Annotated in this window: 17 protein-coding genes, 1 tRNA gene and 1 pseudogene; 12 read left to right on the forward strand and 7 right to left on the reverse strand. The window is 58.4% G+C overall.

Annotated elements, in window-relative coordinates:
* Positions 1–7: 7 nt before the first annotated feature.
* From WMO17_RS10735 to WMO17_RS10785, 11 genes are all read left to right on the forward strand, one after another.
* On the forward strand, positions 8–1,225 hold the full coding sequence (locus WMO17_RS10735) for an MFS transporter (protein WP_349138060.1): 1,218 nt from the start codon (positions 8–10) through the stop codon (positions 1,223–1,225).
* 296 nt (positions 1,226–1,521) lie between these two features.
* Positions 1,522–2,223: an iron-sulfur cluster assembly scaffold protein gene (locus WMO17_RS10740; protein ID WP_044953520.1), complete on the forward strand. Its 702-nt coding sequence runs from the start codon at positions 1,522–1,524 to the stop codon at positions 2,221–2,223.
* Positions 2,224–2,240: 17 nt separating this feature from the next.
* Positions 2,241–3,239, forward strand: coding sequence for a GGGtGRT protein (locus WMO17_RS10745; protein WP_005935035.1), 999 nt, complete (start codon positions 2,241–2,243; stop codon positions 3,237–3,239).
* Positions 3,240–3,349: 110 nt separating this feature from the next.
* Complete coding sequence (locus WMO17_RS10750; RefSeq protein WP_349138061.1) at positions 3,350–5,266, forward strand: flavocytochrome c; 1,917 nt, start codon at positions 3,350–3,352, stop codon at positions 5,264–5,266.
* On the forward strand, positions 5,263–5,661 hold the full coding sequence (locus WMO17_RS10755; RefSeq protein ID WP_207699164.1) for a NusG domain II-containing protein: 399 nt from the start codon (positions 5,263–5,265) through the stop codon (positions 5,659–5,661). Before WMO17_RS10750 ends, WMO17_RS10755 begins: the two co-directional genes overlap by 4 nt.
* 263 nt (positions 5,662–5,924) lie before the next feature.
* On the forward strand, positions 5,925–7,742 hold the full coding sequence (locus WMO17_RS10760) for an HlyD family efflux transporter periplasmic adaptor subunit (RefSeq protein WP_349138062.1): 1,818 nt from the start codon (positions 5,925–5,927) through the stop codon (positions 7,740–7,742).
* A 14-nt stretch (positions 7,743–7,756) separates the two neighbouring features.
* Positions 7,757–8,506 (forward strand): ABC transporter ATP-binding protein, encoded by a 750-nt coding sequence (locus tag WMO17_RS10765; RefSeq protein WP_097774684.1) that lies wholly within the window; start codon positions 7,757–7,759, stop codon positions 8,504–8,506.
* The gene (locus tag WMO17_RS10770) at positions 8,503–9,708 is read left to right on the forward strand and encodes an ABC transporter permease (RefSeq protein ID WP_097774685.1); all 1,206 of its coding nucleotides are present in this window, start codon (positions 8,503–8,505) and stop codon (positions 9,706–9,708) included. Before WMO17_RS10765 ends, WMO17_RS10770 begins: the two co-directional genes overlap by 4 nt.
* Before the next feature lie 58 nt (positions 9,709–9,766).
* Positions 9,767–11,869, forward strand: coding sequence for an S-layer homology domain-containing protein (locus tag WMO17_RS10775; RefSeq protein WP_044953515.1), 2,103 nt, complete (start codon positions 9,767–9,769; stop codon positions 11,867–11,869).
* Entirely contained in the window at positions 11,869–12,648 is a 780-nt protein-coding gene (locus WMO17_RS10780) for a ComF family protein (protein ID WP_349138065.1), read from the forward strand. The genes WMO17_RS10775 and WMO17_RS10780 overlap by 1 nt, the downstream gene beginning before the upstream one ends.
* 95 nt (positions 12,649–12,743) lie before the next feature.
* Positions 12,744–12,821: transfer RNA gene (locus WMO17_RS10785), tRNA-Pro, on the forward strand.
* 134 nt (positions 12,822–12,955) lie between these two features.
* On the opposite strand, the gene WMO17_RS10790 is transcribed toward WMO17_RS10785, so the two are convergent.
* From WMO17_RS10790 to WMO17_RS10810, 5 genes and pseudogenes are all read right to left on the reverse strand, one after another.
* Complete coding sequence (locus tag WMO17_RS10790) at positions 12,956–13,729, reverse strand: tyrosine-type recombinase/integrase (protein WP_349138066.1); 774 nt, start codon at positions 13,727–13,729, stop codon at positions 12,956–12,958.
* 23 nt (positions 13,730–13,752) lie between these two features.
* Positions 13,753–14,382, reverse strand: a pseudogene (locus WMO17_RS10795) (aldo/keto reductase); the annotation flags it as partial.
* 1 nt (position 14,383) lies between these two features.
* A complete protein-coding gene (locus tag WMO17_RS10800; RefSeq protein ID WP_349138067.1) occupies positions 14,384–14,737 on the reverse strand; it encodes an alpha/beta hydrolase family protein in 354 nt (117 codons plus the stop codon).
* A gap of 29 nt (positions 14,738–14,766) precedes the next feature.
* Positions 14,767–15,648: an alpha/beta hydrolase gene (locus WMO17_RS10805; RefSeq protein WP_197037267.1), complete on the reverse strand. Its 882-nt coding sequence runs from the start codon at positions 15,646–15,648 to the stop codon at positions 14,767–14,769.
* 121 nt (positions 15,649–15,769) lie between these two features.
* Positions 15,770–16,450 (reverse strand): prolyl oligopeptidase family serine peptidase, encoded by a 681-nt coding sequence (locus WMO17_RS10810; RefSeq protein ID WP_349138069.1) that lies wholly within the window; start codon positions 16,448–16,450, stop codon positions 15,770–15,772.
* Between the two features lie 28 nt (positions 16,451–16,478).
* On the opposite strand from WMO17_RS10810, the gene WMO17_RS10815 reads away from it, so the two are divergent.
* Positions 16,479–16,775, forward strand: a complete 297-nt coding sequence (locus WMO17_RS10815) for a hypothetical protein (RefSeq protein ID WP_349138071.1) — start codon at positions 16,479–16,481, stop codon at positions 16,773–16,775.
* On the opposite strand, the gene WMO17_RS10820 is transcribed toward WMO17_RS10815, so the two are convergent.
* Both WMO17_RS10820 and WMO17_RS10825 read right to left on the reverse strand, forming a co-directional pair.
* On the reverse strand, positions 16,756–17,382 hold the full coding sequence (locus WMO17_RS10820; RefSeq protein ID WP_097801422.1) for a flavodoxin family protein: 627 nt from the start codon (positions 17,380–17,382) through the stop codon (positions 16,756–16,758). The genes WMO17_RS10815 and WMO17_RS10820 overlap by 20 nt on opposite strands.
* A 39-nt stretch (positions 17,383–17,421) precedes the next feature.
* Positions 17,422–17,976 carry a flavin reductase family protein gene (locus WMO17_RS10825; protein WP_349138072.1) on the reverse strand — a complete coding sequence of 185 codons (555 nt, stop codon included), beginning with the start codon at positions 17,974–17,976 and terminating at the stop codon, positions 17,422–17,424.
* Positions 17,977–17,981 lie beyond the last annotated feature (5 nt).

Below are 17,981 nucleotides of genomic sequence, written 5' to 3' on the forward strand. Positions count from 1 at the left end.
ACAGACGATGAAACAGCAATTTGCAGCAAAACATCCGTGGACCATCCTTGCGGCGGGCGCAGCCATTCAGGTGCTCACGGGCATCCCGGCGGCGTGGGGCGTATTCCAGCAGCCGGTCATGGACGAGTACGGCCTGAGCGAGCAGGGGGCAGGCTATGCCTTCGGCATCCTCATTGCGGCGTTCGGCGTGGGGTGCGTCCTCGGCGGCTTTCTGCAGGACAGCCGAGGCCCGCGGTGTGCGGCTCTGTGGGGAACAGCACTGCTGTGCGGCGGATTTTTTGCAGCGGCCATGCTGCCGGGCGGCAGTGCGGGCAGCTTTTTTCTGGCATTCAGCATCCCGGCGGGGCTGGGCACGGCGTTTCTGTACCCATCCATCCAGTCCTGCGCACAGAAGTGGTATGCCGGGCGCAAGGGCCTTGCCACCGGCGTGATCGGCGGGGCGGTGGGCCTTTCCGGTGCGTTCCTCACCGTGTTCGTGCGCACGGCGGTCAGCGGCTTTGGGATCGTGCAGGGCATCCGGGGCGCGTTCTGGGCGCTGGGGGCCGTCACGCTGCCCGTCTGCCTTGCGGGCAGTCTGCTGCTGCAGGACCCGCCGCAGGATGCCGAAAAACAGCAGCAAAACGACAAAAATACCATTGACCTTTCCCCGTGGCAGATGCTGAAAACAAAGCAGTACTGGCTGTGCGCAGGCGCGGTGTGCTTTTCCACCCCGGCGGTGCTTCTGTTCAGCCCCATCATCCTGAAGCTGGGCGTGGAGCGGGGGCTGGACGAGAACGCTGCTCTGTGGAGCGTGGTGCTGGGCAGCGTGGGCAGTGCGGCGGGCCGCCTGCTGATGCCCATGCTCAGCGATAAAATTGGCCGCAGGCCCACCGATCTGCTGCTGTTTGCGGTGTCGCTGGGGCTTTCGGCAGGGTTTGCGTTTGCGCAGGGCTGGTGGGTGATCGCCTGTTACGCGGGGCTTACCTTCTGCTATTCCGGCCTTGCAGCAGTGCTGCCCGCCCTTTCCACCGATCTGTTCGGCCTGCCGCACGCAGGGGTGAACTACGGTTTTCTGGCACTGGGGCAGAGCGTGGGCAGTCTGGCCTTTCCGTTTGCAGCAAATCTCTGGGGGTTGGAAGCCGGGCGGCACTGGCTTGCCGTGGGCGGCGCAGCGGCGGGCTTTGCGGCCATGTGGGTACTGAAGCCTGCCGGGCAGACACCGCGCAGGCAGGACACAGGAGCGTGAAATTTGCCCTCTTGACATAGTTGACAAAAACTTGACGAATGAAATGACAAAAGCATCCGAATTGACAGTTAGCGGAAGGCAACTGCAAATAGTTTTGATGTTTTTTACCGGAAATGTATTGCAAAATCCGTCAGCTTTCTCTATAATAAAATCATGCGTGGTAGTACCGGTTAAGGCGCTGAAAGAGAGCGGCGCGCCCGGTCAGATGCAAGCAGCAAAGGGCAGCGGCTGTGCCGGCAGGGCGCGGCGGCGGCTTTGTGCTGCAAAGCAACATTTGTCAAAAGGAGAGTATGATTATGACCTATTCGCAGCAAGTACAGAATATGTGCCCGATCACCAAAGGTCCTAAGCATGGTCCGGCTCCCATCCCCGAAGAGGGCGCATGGGTCAAGGCCTATGAGATCAAGGACATCAGCGGCTACACCCACGGTGTGGGCTGGTGCGCACCTCAGCAGGGTACCTGCAAGCTGTCCCTGAACATCAAGAACGGTGTCATCGAGGAGGCTCTGGTGGAGACCATCGGCTGCTCCGGTATGACCCACTCTGCTGCTATGGCAGGCGAGATCCTGCCCGGCAAGACCATTCTGGAAGCTCTGAACACCGACTTGGTGTGCGATGCCATCAACGTTGCTATGCGCGAGCTGTTCCTGCAGATCGTCTACGGCCGCAGCCAGACCGCTTTCTCTGAGGACGGTCTGCCCATCGGCGCAGGTCTGGATGACTTGGGCAAGGGCCTGCGCTCCATGACCGGTACCATCTTCTCCACCAAGGCAAAGGGCGTCCGTTATCTGGAGCTGACCGAGGGCTACATCAACAAGCTGGCTGTGGATGCCAACGATGAGGTCATCGGCTATCAGTTCGTCAAGCTGGGCAAGATGATGGAGGATATCCGTCACGGCAAGACCCCCAACGAGGCTTATGAGAAGAACGTGGGTACTTACGGCCGCTTCAGCAAGGAGCAGGGTGCTGTGAAGTACATTGACCCGCGTGAGGAATAAGAGAGGAGGAACAACTCATGGCAACTTTTGAATCTATGGATCGCCGCATGCCGAAAATCGAGGCATGCCTGAAGGCTAACGGCCTGGAGTCTCTGGACGCTTGCAACGAGATGCTCCTCGCAAAGGGCATCGACTGCGACAAGATCGTGCGCGGCGTTCAGCCCATCTGCTTTGATAACGCTGTCTGGGCATACACCCTGGGCACCGCCATCGCCGTCAAGCGCGGCCTGACCGATGCTGCCGAGTGCGCTGCTGCCATCGGCGAAGGTCTGGAAGCCTTCACCATCCCCGGCTCTGTCGCTGAGCAGCGTCAGGTCGGTCTGGGTCACGGCAATCTGGGCGCTCGTCTGCTGAGCGAGGACACCACCTGCTTCGCTTTCCTGGCAGGCCACGAGTCCTTTGCAGCTGCTGAGGGTGCTATCGGCATCGCCCGCACTGCAAACAAGGTCCGCAAGACCCCCCTGCGTGTCATCCTGAACGGCCTGGGCAAGGATGCAGCTTACATCATTTCCCGTATCAACGGCTTCACCTATGTTCAGACTGAGTACGACATCCCCACTCAGACCCTGACCGTCGTCAAGGAGATCCCCTTCTCTGAGGGCGAGCGCGCAGCCGTCAAGTGCTACGGTGCAAACGACGTTATGGAAGGCGTTGCCATCATGAAGAAGGAGGACGTTCAGTGCTCCATCACCGGCAACTCCACCAACCCCGTCCGCTTCCAGCATCTGGTTGCTGGCACCTACAAGAAGTGGGCCATCGAGAACGGCAAGAAGTACTTCTCCGTCGCTTCCGGCGGCGGCACGGGCCGTACCCTGCACCCCGATAACGTGGCTGCAGGCCCCGCAAGCTACGGCCTGACCGACTCTCTGGGCCGTGTGCACGGCGATGCTCAGTTTGCAGGTTCTTCTTCTGTGCCTGCACACGTTGAGATGATGGGCCTGATCGGCATGGGCAACAACCCCATGGTTGGTGCTACCGTTGCATGCGCTGTTGCTGCAGCTCAGGCTAACGCCTAAGTTTTTCCTAAGTTTCAGCGAGGGGAAGCTGCTTTCCGAATGAGCAGCTCCCCCTTTTTTGCTGATAGATGTCCGAACACAAGCAACCCGAATATGAGAAGGAAGAAACAATGAAAAAGAATCAGATCCGCAAGAGCGTGGCTGCGCTGGCCATGGCGGTTGTTGTGGGTGTCAGTCTGCTGGGCTACGGCTGCGGCAGCAAGTCCGCTTCCACCGCAGGCGGCGTGTCCGGCGATTTCACCGGCACTGCCAAGGGCATGGGCGGCGACGTTACCGTTACCCTGACGCTGGAAGACGGCAAGATCACCGGCTGCACCGCTGAGGGTAAGGACGAGACCCCCGGCATCGGTACGCTGGCACTGGAGCAGCTGCCCGCTCAGATCGCTGAGACCGGCAGCATCGCCGTGGACGGCGTGTCCACCGCGACCATCACCTCCAACGCCATCAAGGAGGCAGCAGTCGCTGCCCTGACTGCCGCCGGCCTGAATGCTGACGACTATAAGATCGAGGTCAAGGCCGACGAGACCAAGGCCGAGGATTCCACCGTTGACGCTGACGTTGTCATCGTGGGTGCAGGCGGCGCAGGCATGACCGCTGCCATCACCGCTGCTGCCGAGGGCAAGAGCGTTGTGATCGTGGAGAGCCAGGCCATGGTGGGCGGCAACTCTGTGCGCGCTACCGGCGGCATGAACGCCGGCAAGACCGTGTATCAGGATGAGAACGAGTTCGGCGAGTCTGCCGGTGTCGAAAAGACCCTGAAGACTGCTGCTGAAAAGTACGCTGACAACGAGACCATCACCGCTCTGGCAAAGACCGTCTCTGAGCAGTGGGCAGAGTACCAGAAGAACCCCACCGGCTACTTCGACTCTGTTGAGCTGATGGAGCTGGACACCATGATCGGCGGCAAGGGCATCAACGACCCTGCTCTGGTGGAGACCCTGTGCTCCAACTCTGCTGATGCCATCGACTGGCTGGACGAGCACGGCATCACCCTGCACAGCGTTTCCAGCTTTGGCGGTGCATCCGTCAAGCGCATCCATCGCCCTGTGGACGCAGAGGGCAAGACCGTTTCTGTCGGTTCCTACATGATCCCCCTGCTGGAGGAGAACTGTGAGAAGGCTGGCGTTCAGATCCTGCTGAACACCACCGCCAACGAGATCCTGACCGATGCGAGCGGCGCTGCTGTGGGCATCAAGGCCACCGGTTCTACCGGCGAGACCGTCACTGTGAACGCCAAGGCTGTGGTGCTGACCACCGGCGGCTTCGGCGCAAATCTGGACATGGTTGTCGAGTACAAGCCTGAGCTGAAGGGCTTCATGACCACCAACGCTGCCGGCGCTCAGGGTCAGGGCATTGAGATGGCCACCGCCATCGGTGCTGGCACCGTGGATATGGACCAGATCCAGATCCACCCCACCGTTGAGGCCAACACCGCTGCCCTGATCACCGAGGGTCTGCGCGGCGACGGCGCTGTGCTGATCAACGCCGAGGGCAAGCGCTTCATCGACGAAGTAGGCACCCGTGACGTGGTCTCTGCTGCTGAGATCGCTCAGACTGGCAGCTACAGCTGGCTGGTGGTCGATCAGGCTATGGTCGATGCTTCCAGCGTCATTCAGGGCTACATCAAGAAGGGCTACACCGTGACCGGCGAGACCTACGAGGAGCTGGGCAAGGCAATGGGCGTTGATGAGGCTGCTTTTGCCGAGACCATGAAGACTTGGAACGGCTATGTTGAGGCCAAGAATGACCCCGACTTTGGCCGCACCAGCTTTGCAAACCCGCTGGATACTGCTCCGTACTATGCAATCAAGGTCACTGCCGGTGTGCACCACACCATGGGCGGCCTGACCATCAACACCAACACCGAAGTCCTCAAGGAGGACGGCACTGTGATCCCCGGCCTGTTTGCAGCAGGTGAGGTCACTGGCGGTGTGCACGGTGCAAACCGTCTGGGCGGCAACGCTGTTGCAGACTTCACCGTGTTTGGCCGCATTGCAGGTAAGGCTGCCAGCGACTACGCTGCATGAGTACCCGCAAAGCACCTGAAAACGCTTCCGGCTCCAAAGGCCTGAAGCCATGGATGAAGAACCTGATCTTTGCTGCAGTGATCCTTGTGCTGGCAGCAGCGCTGTATTTCGGCGTGCGCGCAGCACACAGCAGCAAGGGCAGCGGCCTGCAGGCCACCGTCGATTTTGGCGATGGCATCACCGAGACTCTGCCGCTGGATACAGACCACGATTACCTGTATGATATGGGCAATTATGTCGTGCATCTGCAGGTAAAGGATGGTGCCATCGCGTTTTTGGACAGTCAGTGCCCGGACCATGTGTGCGAGCAATTCGGCTGGCTGGACAAGGACGGCGCATGGGCTGCATGCGTCCCTGCCGGGGTGTATGTGGTAGTGGAAACTACAGCTGAATAAAGATCGTGCTTCAAAAAAAGAGGCAGTACCCTGCAAGAGCGGGGCACTGTCTCTTTTGTTTTGTCTGGAAGGCAAAAGAGGGCACGGTGTGAAAGTTGGGTAAAACTTTGACACAAATGCGTCAAAACAAAATTTAGACGCTTGTGTAATAGACGAAAATGCGATAAACTAACAATAAACTCTTTATCGCGCGCTTTTGCAAAGCCTGCGCCCGATACCGAAACCAGGGCATGCCCTGAAAGATACAGGAGGAAACAGCAAGCATGATCTTTAAAAAGAAGCAGGATGCTGCGGTACAGCAGACGGCTGCGGGTGAGGCAAAGCCCGCAGCGAAGGGCGGCAAAGCAGCAGCCTTTTTCCGTAAGAACTGGAAATGGATGGTGCCGGTAGTGTGCGTGGCCGTGCTGGGCGGATGGTTCATCCTGCGCCCGGACAAGGCACAGAACGCCAATACGGACATCAACTATGTGCAGGTCTCGCCGTCCAAACGGGATGTGTCCAACACCCTCAGCGGAACCGGCACTCTGAACCCTGCCAATACATATAATGTTAAGTCGCTGGTAGCGGGCAAGGTGTTGACCAGCAGCTTTGAGGAAGGGGACATCGTGGAGGAAGGCACCGTGCTGTACACAGTGGACTCCTCTGATGCCACCACCAAGGCGGAGCAGGCGTCCATTGCTCTGCAGCAGGCACAGCGCAGCTACGACAAGACGGCAGACCGCCAGTATGTCCGCGCCGAGGTGGCAGGTGTTGTGAGTGCCCTCAAGGTGGCCAAGGGCGACGAAGTGACCAGCGGTCAGGAAGTGGCGGTCATCCGTGACAGCTCCAAAATGGTGCTGCGGCTGGAGTTCCCGGCAGCAGATGCCGCCACCTTCTCGGTGGGCCAGAGCGCAGAGGTGACGCTGGACGGCACCTTTGAAATGCTGACCGGCACCGTGACCGCTGTGACCGGCACCGATGCTCTGAGCACCGGCAACCTGCTCACCCGCACCGTGACCATTGCTGTGCGCAATGCAGGCGGCCTGACCACTGCGCAGGCAGCAACGGCAACCATCAATGGCGTGAACTGCATTGCCGCCAAGTGCTTTGAGTATCAGGCAGAGCGCACCCTGACTGCCCTTGCCGCCGGTACCGTGACGGCCATCAATGTGCCGGAAGGCGGAGCCGTGAACAAGGACGATATCGTGCTGCAGATCAGCGGCGAGGACCTGACCGAGGCCATCCAGTCTGCCGCCGAGAGCCTGCGCAGCGCCGAGCTGAACATGGACAATCTGCAGGAGGCCATGAACAACTACACCATCACCTCGCCCATCAGCGGCACCATTATTGAAAAGAATGCCAAGGCCGGGGACGCGCTGTCCGCCGGCTCGGACCTGTGCACGATCTTTGACCTGAGCTATCTGGAGATGACCCTGAACGTGGACGAGCTGCAGGTCAGCAGCCTGTCGGTGGGTCAGAGCGTGCAGGTCACGGCGGATGCCGTGCCGGACAAAACCTATACCGGCGTTGTGACCCGTGTTTCCTTGAAGGGTACCTCCAATGGCGGCACCACCACCTACCCGGTCAAGGTGCGCATTGATGAGACCGATGGCCTGCGCCCGGGCATGAACGCCAATGCTGAGATCGTGGTGGCACAGGCAAAGAATACCCTTACCGTGCCCAACGCTGCCATCGTGCGCGGCGGCTATGTGCTGGTCACGCAGGACTCCCCCAGCGCAGTCAACGCAGACCCGGGCATGATCGCGCCGGACGGCTATGTGTATGTGCCGGTCAAGACCGGCGTCAGCGATGACAACTACACCCAGATCGTCAGCGGGCTGACCGGCAATGACACGGTGGCTTACGACTCTGCCGCAGCAAGTACCGATACGTACTATGACGACGGCGGCTATTACGAGGCGGATGCAGAGGGCACCGAGGGCGAGGAAGGCGCCGATGCTGCGAACAGCATGGTCGATGAAGCAGAACCGGAAAACGGGACCGTACCGGCGGAAGAGCCTGTGGAAGCCGAGGAAAAGCAGGGCTCCGCAGGGGATGACGTGAATCCGTCTCAGGCAGACGGCGTGGTCTATCTGGGCTGACACAGGAGGAATGCATGAGCGCTCTGATCGAGTTTGATGAGGTGTGCAAGTATTACCAGATGGGTGACACCACGGTAAAGGCTGCAGACCACATCACCATGAAAATCGAAAAAGGCGAGTTCGTGGCCATCGTGGGCCAGTCCGGCTCCGGCAAATCCACCTGCATGAACATCATCGGATGTCTGGATGTGCCCACCCACGGCACCTACCGCCTGAACGGAAAAGACGTTGGCCGGATGAGCCGCAACGAGCTGGCATCCGTCCGCAACGAGATGCTGGGTTTCATCTTCCAGCAGTACAACCTTTTGCCAAGGCTCAACCTGATGGAGAACGTGGAGGTACCGCTGGTGTATGCGGGCATCGGCCGCGCCGAGCGCCACGCCCGGGCCAAAGAGGTGCTGGAGCAGGTGGGTCTGGGCGATAAGCTCAGGAACCGCCCAAACCAGCTTTCCGGCGGCCAGCAGCAACGTGTTTCCATCGCTCGGGCGCTGGTGCGGAACCCGGCGGTCATTCTGGCCGACGAGCCTACCGGCGCACTGGACAGCCACACCGGCCGCGAAGTGCTGGGAATGCTGCAGCAGATGCACGATGAGGGCCACACCGTGGTGCTCATCACCCACGATAATTCCATTGCGGTGCAGGCAGACCGCATCATCCGTCTGGAGGACGGGCGGGTGGTCTACGATGGCGATGCCCATGCACCGGAAGCCGTGGTGCAGCCCACGCTGCTGCCGGAAACGCCGGATGAGGAGGAGAAAGCATGATTATTGAAACCTTCCGTCAGGCCATCCAGAACGTGTGGAGCAACAAACTGCGCACCTTCCTTACCATGCTGGGCATCATCATCGGTGTTATGGCAGTCATCGTCATCGTGGGCTTGGGCAACGGCATGACCAAAAGCATGCGCGACAGCTTTTCGGCACTGGGTACCAACACCCTTTCGGTGCAGGTGTGGGGCAACGGCTCACGCACCGTTTCGGTGGAGGAAATGTACAAGCTGCCCACGGAGTACCCGGAGCTGATCCAGTCCATTTCGCCGCAGATCGATTTCAGCGGCAGCGGCACGCTGAAGATCGGCACTACCAGCTACCGCTGGTCCAACATCAGCGGCGTGGACGAGAACTATTCCGCCATGAAAAATTACCAGATCGCGCAGGGACGCGGCCTGCAGTACATGGATATGAAGGATAACAAGCATGTGTGTGTCATCGGCGATTACCTCAACCGTGTGGCCTTTGGCGGCAACGGCCTTGGCCAGACGCTCAAGATCGGTGCCAACAAGTTCCGCATCGTGGGCGTGCTGGCGGCCAAAGTCAGCGATCCGGACATGCAGCAGGGCAGCGATGACGACTGCGTTTACCTGCCCTATACCACGGCCATGCGTCTTTCCAGCCAGAGCACGGTGAACAACTATGCCGCGGTCATGGAGGATGAGGGCCGCGCCAACGAAGCAAAGTCTGCGGTGGAAAGCGAACTGCAGCGCCTGCTTGGCTCGGATAACGGCTACTATGTCTACAGCGCCAGCGAGTGGCTGGAGGAAATGAACAACATGATCAACATGGTCATTGTGATCCTGACCGGCATTGCCAGCATTTCGCTGCTGGTGGGCGGCATTGGCATCATGAACATCATGTTGGTGTCGGTGACTGAGCGCACCCGCGAGATCGGCATTCGCAAGGCACTGGGTGCCAAGGAACGCACCATTCTGTCGCAGTTCGTGGTGGAAGCAGCCACCACCTCGGCCCTCGGCGGCGCACTGGGCATTGCACTGGGCTACATCGTATCCATGGGAGCAAACAAGGTGCTGCCCATGTTCACCAGCGGCACAACGGTCACGGTCAGCCCGTCCTTCAATTCCATCGCAGTGGCCTTTGGCATCTCGGTGGGGATTGGCGTGCTGTTCGGCTACCTGCCCGCAAAGCGCGCAGCGCGGCTCAACCCCATTGAAGCATTGCGCTATGACTGAACTCTTCTCTGCCGGCGTTGCGCCGGACTGCAAAACACCAAGGAAGGGGAATATACCTATGAAAAAACGTCTTTTCGCATGTCTGCTTGCAGCATGCCTGGCTGTGTCCGTGCTGGTGCTTCCGGCATCGGCGGCCAGCCTGAACAACTCGGCCATCCAGACGGCCATTACACTGGGCGCTATGGATACCAGCCAGACCGGCAGTCTGGATGCTGCCGTCACCCGCGGTGCATTTGCCAAGATGCTGGTCTCCTTTTCGGCCTACCGCGAAAGCGCCAGCCAGCAGGGCAATCTGGGCACACTGTATAAGGATGTGCCCGGCAGCTCTCAGTGGGCACCCTATGTGCGCATTGCGGTGCAGCAGGGCTGGATAAACGGCTATACTGATGGTACATTCCGCCCGGATAATACGGTCACGCTGGAAGAAGCCTGCACCGCAGCGCTCAAGCTGCTGGGCTATAAAATGACCGACCTCAACGGCGTGTTCCCGACGGCACAGCTGAACAAGGCGCAGGAACTGGGCCTGCGTAACCAGCTGAACCGCAGCCAGAGCGAGGCCATGAACTATGAGGACTGTGCTTTGCTGTTGTATAACACCCTCACGGCAAACACCGCCTCTGGCAGCGCCTATGGTACCAGCCTGGGCTTTACGGTTTCGAACGGTCAGGTGGACACCTCCACGGTAATGCTCAAGAGCCTGAAGGGACCCTTTGTGGCAGCGGAAGGCACCCAGCTGCCTTTTACGCCGGTGAGCATCTACCGCAACGATAAGGTCTCGGCTTCTGCAGAGCTGAACCGCTACGATGTGTATTATTACAGCGAAAGTCTGCAGACTGTATGGATCTACACCCGCAAAGCAGCAGGCCGCATCACTGCCGTTTCGCCCAGCGCCAGCGCACCCACGGCCGTTACCGTGGCGGGCACCAGCTATCAGCTGGGCAGCACAGCAGTGGCTTCCAAGGTGTCCAGCCTGAACGGCGGCGGCGTGGGCGAAGTGGTCACTCTGCTGCTGGGCATGAACAATGAGGCGGCGGATGTTATTACCGGCGCAGAGGCCGACGAGGTGTTCTACGGCGTGGTGCAGGGCGCAGCCCGCAGCCTTGTGGAAGATAACGGCGCGGATGTGCTGCAGCGCGTGGCTGTCATGTGCACCGATGGTGTTCAGCGCACTGTGAATGTGGACAAAAGCCTGAACTACCCCAAGGGCTGGCTGGTAGAGATCCGCGTAACGCCGGAAGGCGAGTCCGTGAGCGGCATCGAGAACAAGGTCGTTACCGGCAAGGTCAATGCAGATGCAACGGCACTGGGCAGCTATGCCCTTGCCGACGATGTACAGATTCTGGATACAACTGCGGAGGGTGTGGCTGGGACGGTTCGTCCCAGCCGCCTAGCGGGGACAGACCTGAATCTTCTGAATGTCCGCTACTATACGCTGAATGAGAAGGGCGAGATCGACCGCCTGATCCTGAATGATGTCACCGGCGACCTGTGGACCTACGGCGTGCTGGATGATATCAAGAATGTGGCAGTCAACTACTCGGAACTGCAGACGCTGGCCAAAATCATTTCCACCGGCAAGAGCGACAGCACGGATACGCAGGATAAGATCGTGGACGACCTGAAGGATGTTCTGGTGCCCACCACCAGCGAAGTGCTGTGGGGTGTGATCAACGGCGACATCCTCTCCACTCTGTGGCAGAAGATCACAGCCAACACGGATAGCCTGCTCAGCCTTGGTCTGCGGCAGGTGGGCAGCCTTGTAGGTGAACCGTATGCGTCCATCTTCCGCTATATTGGCGGCGGTGCTACCTATGTGTGCTATGTCAATGGTTCGCAGGTAGCTTTCACCACCAACGTCAAATATCCGGTGCTGGTAGGTGGTGTTGCAGCCCGCAGAGAGACGACCGGCAGCGTGCGGACGATGGTCCAGCTCATGCCCATGAAGATCGATCAGGTGGGTGCAGCGTCGGTCATGAGCAACGGCACCCGCTTTGAGATGGCGGACGACGCACAGGTGTATCTGTGGTACAAGGGTCAGTACTACGCCACCAAGCTGACCGAGGTCAACTCGGAGGGCTACTACCTGACCGGCTGGTACGATAACTTTGGCTGTGCTGCGGGCAAGCGCGTGCGTGTGATCGTGGCCGTCAAAAAGGACTGATGGATTATTACAGCGTCCCGCGCCGCATTCTGCGCGGGGCAAGGCAGCTGGTGTATCCGCGCCGCTGCCCGTTTTGTGATCGGGTGCTGGGCAGTGTGCCTGTCTGCCCGGATTGTGCCGCGGAGCTGGAAGAGCTGCGCAGGAAGCCGGGAATGCGGCTGGACGCTTCTCAGCATTATTTAGGGGAACTGACCGGTGCAGCAGCACCGTTCCGGTATGAGGGCTGTGTGCGGCGCGGCATCCTGCATACAAAATACCATGCTGCACCGTGGGCGGCGGTGGAGCTGGGCCTCTGGCTGGCAAAGCTGGCCTTTGGCAGCGAGATGCATATGGCCGGTGCAGAACCGGTGCCGGAGCTTGTGGAAGGCATGTCCCTTGGGTACGACTGCATCGTTCCCGTACCGGCATCCGGCAGAGCGCGCGGCTACAATGTGCCGCAGCTCATGGCGGTGCCGCTGGCCCGCGCACTGGGGATACCGCTGTACCCGAAAGCACTGGGCCGCACTCGTGCAAAGCGGCATCAGGCGGGCCTGCCCTTTGAGCAGCGCCTTGCCAATGTGGCGGGTGCCTTCCGGGTGACGGACACGGAACTTGTGGAGGGCAGAAAGGTGCTTTTGGTAGACGATGTGATCACCACCGGTGCCACGGCAGCAGCCTGCACACAGGCGCTGCTGGCAGCCGGTGCCGAGAGTGTGTTTGCAATTGCACTTGCCACTGTTGAATTTGAAACGTTTCCCGCAAGGGATCAGCCGCTGCAGGAAAACGAGCCGGATTTTTGAAAATTTATTTGCAAAAATCTGGCAGAAAAAGCTTGACAAAACACCCTGAATCAAGTATACTAATTGAGCTGTGAGCGATAACCGCTTGCAGATATCCGGGTGTAGCGCAGTTTTGGTAGCGCGCTTGAATGGGGTTCAAGAGGCCGTGAGTTCGATTCTCGCCACTCGGACCATAAATCCAACGATTTCACGTTAGAAATCGTTGGATTTTTTTGTTTATAGGCTGGCCTCATTTGGTTTTGACCACAATTTTGACCACAATGCCAAAGATTTTATCTGGTCTAATTAGTGTCGCTCTGTCCAATTTTCAGGCCGAAAATGCCTTACTGAACAACTGGATCGCACTCTGCCGAATGGATTCCTGAACATGGAGATAATGCTCAGTCATCTCGGTGTCGGCGTGGCCTACGATGCTCTGGATGGTCTGGATATCCACGCCCAACGCCTGCATCTGCGACACATAGGTGTGGCGGCAGCTGTGCGGCGTGAGCAAGCGGACATCGCCCGCTTCTTCCAGAGATTTGCGGAACACATCTCGGAAATGGGTGGGATTGCAGGGCAAGCCGGTCTTGGGGCTTTCCCAGATGAACTGGTCGGTAGTATCCCGCAGTTTGATGGCACACGGGCGGACATTCAGCGGCACCGGAATATCCCGGATACTGTCTTTGGATTTCGGACTGCCAATGCTGACTGTACCTTTTACGACCTTTACTGCCTGCCGGATGTGAATGACAGAGCCATCTTCTTCAATAAACTGCGGCTCCAAAGCCAGAAGTTCCTGCATTCTCATTCCAGTGCCGAGCAAAAGCCGGATGCTTAAGCCCATGCGGTCATCGGGGAGAACCTTCATTAAGTGGGCGACTTCCGCTGTGGTAAAGGCTTCCTTGCGCTTTGTGGTGCCGGATGCCCGCATCTTTTCAGCAAGCCGGACCGGGTTGCGGCGCACAAGGTCATTGGCTTCTGCCTTTTGAAAGATCTGGTAGAGCATCCCTCGTGCCTTGCTGATGTAAGAATCCGAGCGGCCATCGCGCCGCATCCCTTTCAGGAAGTTTTCAATGTCGATGGGGCGTATGACGGTCAAGGGGCGATGATAAAATCCCTCTTTGAGCATGCCGCATAACCAATGTGCAGTTCTTCCAGAACCGGGAACAGGCTTTCGTACCAGCGGGCCATCATGGAGTAACGGTTCTGGATGGCCGTTACCGGGCAGACTGCGTGTGCTCGGCGGATGGTCTCCTCGGTGGCTTCCGAAAGGCCCCAGTGAGTGATCTTGCCCTCCCGAATCAGGTCAGCCATTACACCGGCCACTTCCTCAATGGGCACCTTGGGGTCAAGCCGATGCTGATAATACAGGTCAATATGGTCGGTGCCCAGCCGCTTGAGGGAGGCATCTACCGATGCACGGATAACTTCCGGGCGGGAATCCGGCATCAGCGGCTTGTTGACTGCCGTACTGGTCATGTCAAAATGGATGCCGAACTTGGTCGCCAGAACGATTTTATCTCGGTAGGGTTTCAGGGCAGCACCCACCAGTTCCTCGTTGTCGTGGGGATTATCCGATGTGCCGTAGACTTCGGCGGTGTCAAAGAACGTATAGCCCATACCCACGGCCTGCGCCAGTAGTTCGGTCATTTCCTTCTTGTTGGCAGGTGCGCCGTAGGCATGGCTCATGCCCATACAGCCCAGACCCACAGCTGAAACGGTCAGGTCATTGCCCAAAGTACGATATTCCATGTTAAGATTCCTCCTTATTTGCAAAAACACTTTCCAGCCATGCGGCGTAATCGTTCACCCAGCCGCCATCCGGGCCAAAGCCGTGGGGCCAGCCATTCAGCACGATGCGTCCGGTGGAAATGCCCATATTCCGAATCACATCATACTGCTGCTGGAATTGGCGGTAGAAGGGGTCCTCCGTGCCGTAAACGTAGAATGTTGGCGGCAGATCACCCTCGGCCAGCCAGTCCGGGTCCATGTTGCCCACGCTGAGCCGCCCATAGAACGAATAGATCATGCCCGCCGCCGAAGCGTGAGCCGGAACAGCATCCAGCGCATCGGGTACATAGCTTTCATCCAGAGCAGTGCCGTCCATTTTTTCGTCATAACAGTTTCCTCACGGTTTCAGGTGTTTTCTTCCCAGAACGCTACGGCATGATCGAGCCAGCCTTCGGCAGAGGTGCCGGTGCCCAAGCCAAAACCGTGGGCAAGGCCCGGAAAGACTTCGATCTCGGCAGGGGTGCCCTGAGAGCGGATGGTTTCAATGCGCCAGCGCATTACGCGTTCGTCTGCGATGTAGTCCCGGTCACCCACACAGGCATAAGTGGGCGGCTCGTTGCCGTAGACTTCCCCCAGCCCGGTGTACTGCATGATGACGGCTCCCGGCTGCGGATACGCCTGTTCACCGAAGGATGCCGTGCCGTAGCTGCCCAGCCACGCCGCCATCCGTGCCCCGGCAGAACCGCCCCAGAGGGAGTAACCGCTGGTGTCTACTTCCAGTTCCTCCGCATGGGTAAAGACAAAGGCAATGGCCCGTGCCAGATCTTCGCAGGCGGTCTGTGCGCCGGGGCGGTAGATGAGCGCGAAAGCGTTGTACTCCTTGCGGGAAAGTTCCAGTGCATGAGGAAAGCTGTCCTGCATGGCCCCCACATACGCAAACGCACCGCCTGCGTTGCAGATGGAAAATTTTGCGCCGGGATTACCCTTGAAGTAGAATAAGCCGGTGTCAGCTTTGTCCGGGTCAGCGGCTTTTTCGTCCTCGGTGTAAATATCGTAAAAGATGGTCTGCCCGTCCGCTGCACGCTGGCGCAGGGTGTTGCAGATGTCCACTGTTTCGTCCGGGTCGATGTTGTTATAGTAGGTAAGATGCAGCTGCTCCAGCGTGTCGCCGCTGTAATAAGAGCGTTCCACAGGGAAGATCAGCCGCCCATAATCACCGAAAACCGGGTCATTCCGTACGGTTTCGATGGGCGTGGTGCGGGTATAAGTTTGGGTGGTCGTTTGCATGGAATCCTTTCTTTCCGGGGTGGAGGAACTGGGTGCAGCACCTGCCCGGCAGCCTGCCAGAAGCAGCCCTGCACCCGCCAGAAGTTTTGTGAATTGCCGTCGGTTCAAAATTTCTCTCCTATCACTTGTGTTTGGAAACGATCCAGTTCAGAATATCGGCATCATCAAAGACAACATTTGCGGCAGCATGGTAGACGTGAAGTCCCTGCGCATCGAAAAAGGCGTTGTCCGGGGTCTGCATTTGCAGCACGGTGTCGATTTGTTCATCCGTCCAGCCTGCGGCGGCGTAAGCATCGTGCAGACCGTTGTAGGCATCCCGTGCTTTCTGCACACCGTAGTATTCATCGCCCTGCGCCATGTAGATGTAGACCGCCACGCCGTTTTCTGCAATGGACGCAAAACCGCCGTCCCACTGGGATGCTCCATGCAGATAAGCTGCATACAGATCAGGCCGCATGGCAATTGCCCGCGACATGGTTTCGCCGCCAGCCGAGTAGCCTGCGGCGTAAATGCGGGCGGTATCTACGGCAAAGTGATTGATGAAATACTCCGTCAGAGCGATGGCCTGCCGCGCCGAAGTGTCGCCCCAGTCGGTGAGCTGGGCAGACACTACGATCATATCCTGTCCAAGGTTCGTCCAGCTGGTGAACCCCGTCCAGTCCAGATTGCTGCCGGAGGAAGATTCCCCGAACCACATCATGTTATAGCCGGGCATGACCACCATCATGGGGTACTTCCGGGTGGGGTCGTAATCCTCCGGCAGGTAGTAGCTGTAATGGATGAGCCCCTCAGTGCTGTCCAATGTCTGCTCCCGGACAAGCCCAGTCTGGATGTTTCCGGTTTCCGAAGAAGCACTCTCCGAAACAGCCGAATCCACTTCGGACGAGGTCGTGATGGATGTGCTGGCCGAAACCGAAGAAACCGTATTGACTGGCACAGAGGATGCCGCCCCGGTGCAGGCGGATAATAAAACGGTCAAAGCGGTGGAAACCGCGAAAATCACGCTGCGCATAAAATCACCTCGCAAAAATCAGGGAAATGGGAAAGCCGGGACGTTTCCGTCCCGGCTTTCCCTGCAACAAAGAAGGAGGAATATGGAACACTTCCTCAATGATGGAAATTTGTGAAGATAGCAGGTTCTTTTTCGGGCAGGCCGATCTGTTGCTTGCCTATCTGGATACTCTTCATCAAAAAGGCCATGTTGCGGCCAAGGGTGCGCATGGTCTGCAAGCCCTCGGCATCTTTCTTGACCTCCTCGGCAGAGCCGCCGTAGACCATGTTCCAATACTGGCTGCTGGCCACTGGCATCCCACACATGGTAAAATATTTGTTCAGCACATCGTAGGAAGCAGTGTTGCCGCCGCGCCGACAGGTCACGACCGAAGCACCCACTTTCATGGTCTTGTCGATGTTCAGGGTACTGAAGAACAGGCGGTCCATAAAGGAGATCGCGCCGCCTGCCGGGGAACCAAAGTACACCGGTGCGCCAATGACAAAGGCATCGGCTTCAGCCAACTTGGGGGCTACTTCGTTGACAATATCATCAAAGACGCACTTGTTGGAGCCGGTGCTGTGGCAGCGGCGGCAGGCGATGCAGCCCCGGATGTCCTTGTTGCCCACATGGACGATCTCGGTTTCAATGCCCTCGGCTTCCAGCGTATTTGCCAGTTCGGTCAGGGCCGTAAAGGTGCAGCCGTTGGGCCGCGGACTGCCGTTGATGAGCAATGCTTTCATACAAACATTCTCCTTTTGATACTCTCTTTTGCGTTTGAATTACTTCAGCTTTGCGCCATCGGCAAACGCATTGCCGACCCGCTGGCCCAGCGGATAGTAGCCGTGATGGATGGGGTCATAGGTGATGGGGACAAATTTGGTGAGGTCAAGTTCGCCATCCTCGCCCAGAATGCTTTCGTCCATGCTGACGTTCTTGATCTCGCCGAGGTACAGGCTTCCTTCGATGACATCCAGCAGCTCACACTCCAGCGTCAGCGGCAGTTCATTGATGATGGGCGCATTGACAAAATCACTTTTTGTGGTGGTAAAACCGGCTTTTTCCATTTTATCCGGGGCATTGTGTGCGGAAACCATGCCCACATAATCGCAGGCGGTCAGGTGCTTCACATCGCCCACCGAAACGGTAAACGCACGGTTCAGCTGAATGTTATCCGTGGTTTTGTGGCTGCTCAGGTCAATGATGATCTTGTTGGCACCAGCTACACCGCCCCATGCGGCATTCATGGCATTGGCGTTGCCATTTTCATCGTAGGTGCCGATAATCATGACCGGCTGGGGATACAGATACGGCTTTGCGCCGAAATTTTTACGCATCGTGA

The sequence above is a fragment of the Faecalibacterium faecis genome (genome assembly GCF_040096475.1).
Taxonomy (GTDB): Bacteria; Bacillota; Clostridia; order Oscillospirales; family Ruminococcaceae; genus Faecalibacterium; species Faecalibacterium taiwanense.

Bases quoted from the DNA above. Each gene is read 5' to 3' on its own strand.
- WMO17_RS10735 (WP_349138060.1), top strand. From the start codon at position 8: ATGAAACAGCAATTTGCAGCAAAACATCCGTGGACCATCCTTGCGGCG.
- WMO17_RS10740 (WP_044953520.1), top strand. From the start codon at position 1,522: ATGACCTATTCGCAGCAAGTACAGAATATGTGCCCGATCACCAAAGGT.
- WMO17_RS10745 (WP_005935035.1), top strand. From the start codon at position 2,241: ATGGCAACTTTTGAATCTATGGATCGCCGCATGCCGAAAATCGAGGCA.
- WMO17_RS10750 (WP_349138061.1), top strand. From the start codon at position 3,350: ATGAAAAAGAATCAGATCCGCAAGAGCGTGGCTGCGCTGGCCATGGCG.
- WMO17_RS10755 (WP_207699164.1), top strand. From the start codon at position 5,263: ATGAGTACCCGCAAAGCACCTGAAAACGCTTCCGGCTCCAAAGGCCTG.
- WMO17_RS10760 (WP_349138062.1), top strand. From the start codon at position 5,925: ATGATCTTTAAAAAGAAGCAGGATGCTGCGGTACAGCAGACGGCTGCG.
- WMO17_RS10765 (WP_097774684.1), top strand. From the start codon at position 7,757: ATGAGCGCTCTGATCGAGTTTGATGAGGTGTGCAAGTATTACCAGATG.
- WMO17_RS10770 (WP_097774685.1), top strand. From the start codon at position 8,503: ATGATTATTGAAACCTTCCGTCAGGCCATCCAGAACGTGTGGAGCAAC.
- WMO17_RS10775 (WP_044953515.1), top strand. From the start codon at position 9,767: ATGAAAAAACGTCTTTTCGCATGTCTGCTTGCAGCATGCCTGGCTGTG.
- WMO17_RS10780 (WP_349138065.1), top strand. From the start codon at position 11,869: ATGGATTATTACAGCGTCCCGCGCCGCATTCTGCGCGGGGCAAGGCAG.
- WMO17_RS10800 (WP_349138067.1), bottom strand. From the start codon at position 14,737: ATGGACGGCACTGCTCTGGATGAAAGCTATGTACCCGATGCGCTGGAT.
- WMO17_RS10805 (WP_197037267.1), bottom strand. From the start codon at position 15,648: ATGCAAACGACCACCCAAACTTATACCCGCACCACGCCCATCGAAACC.
- WMO17_RS10815 (WP_349138071.1), top strand. From the start codon at position 16,479: ATGTTTCCGGTTTCCGAAGAAGCACTCTCCGAAACAGCCGAATCCACT.
- WMO17_RS10820 (WP_097801422.1), bottom strand. From the start codon at position 17,382: ATGAAAGCATTGCTCATCAACGGCAGTCCGCGGCCCAACGGCTGCACC.
- WMO17_RS10825 (WP_349138072.1), bottom strand. From the start codon at position 17,976: ATGCGTAAAAATTTCGGCGCAAAGCCGTATCTGTATCCCCAGCCGGTC.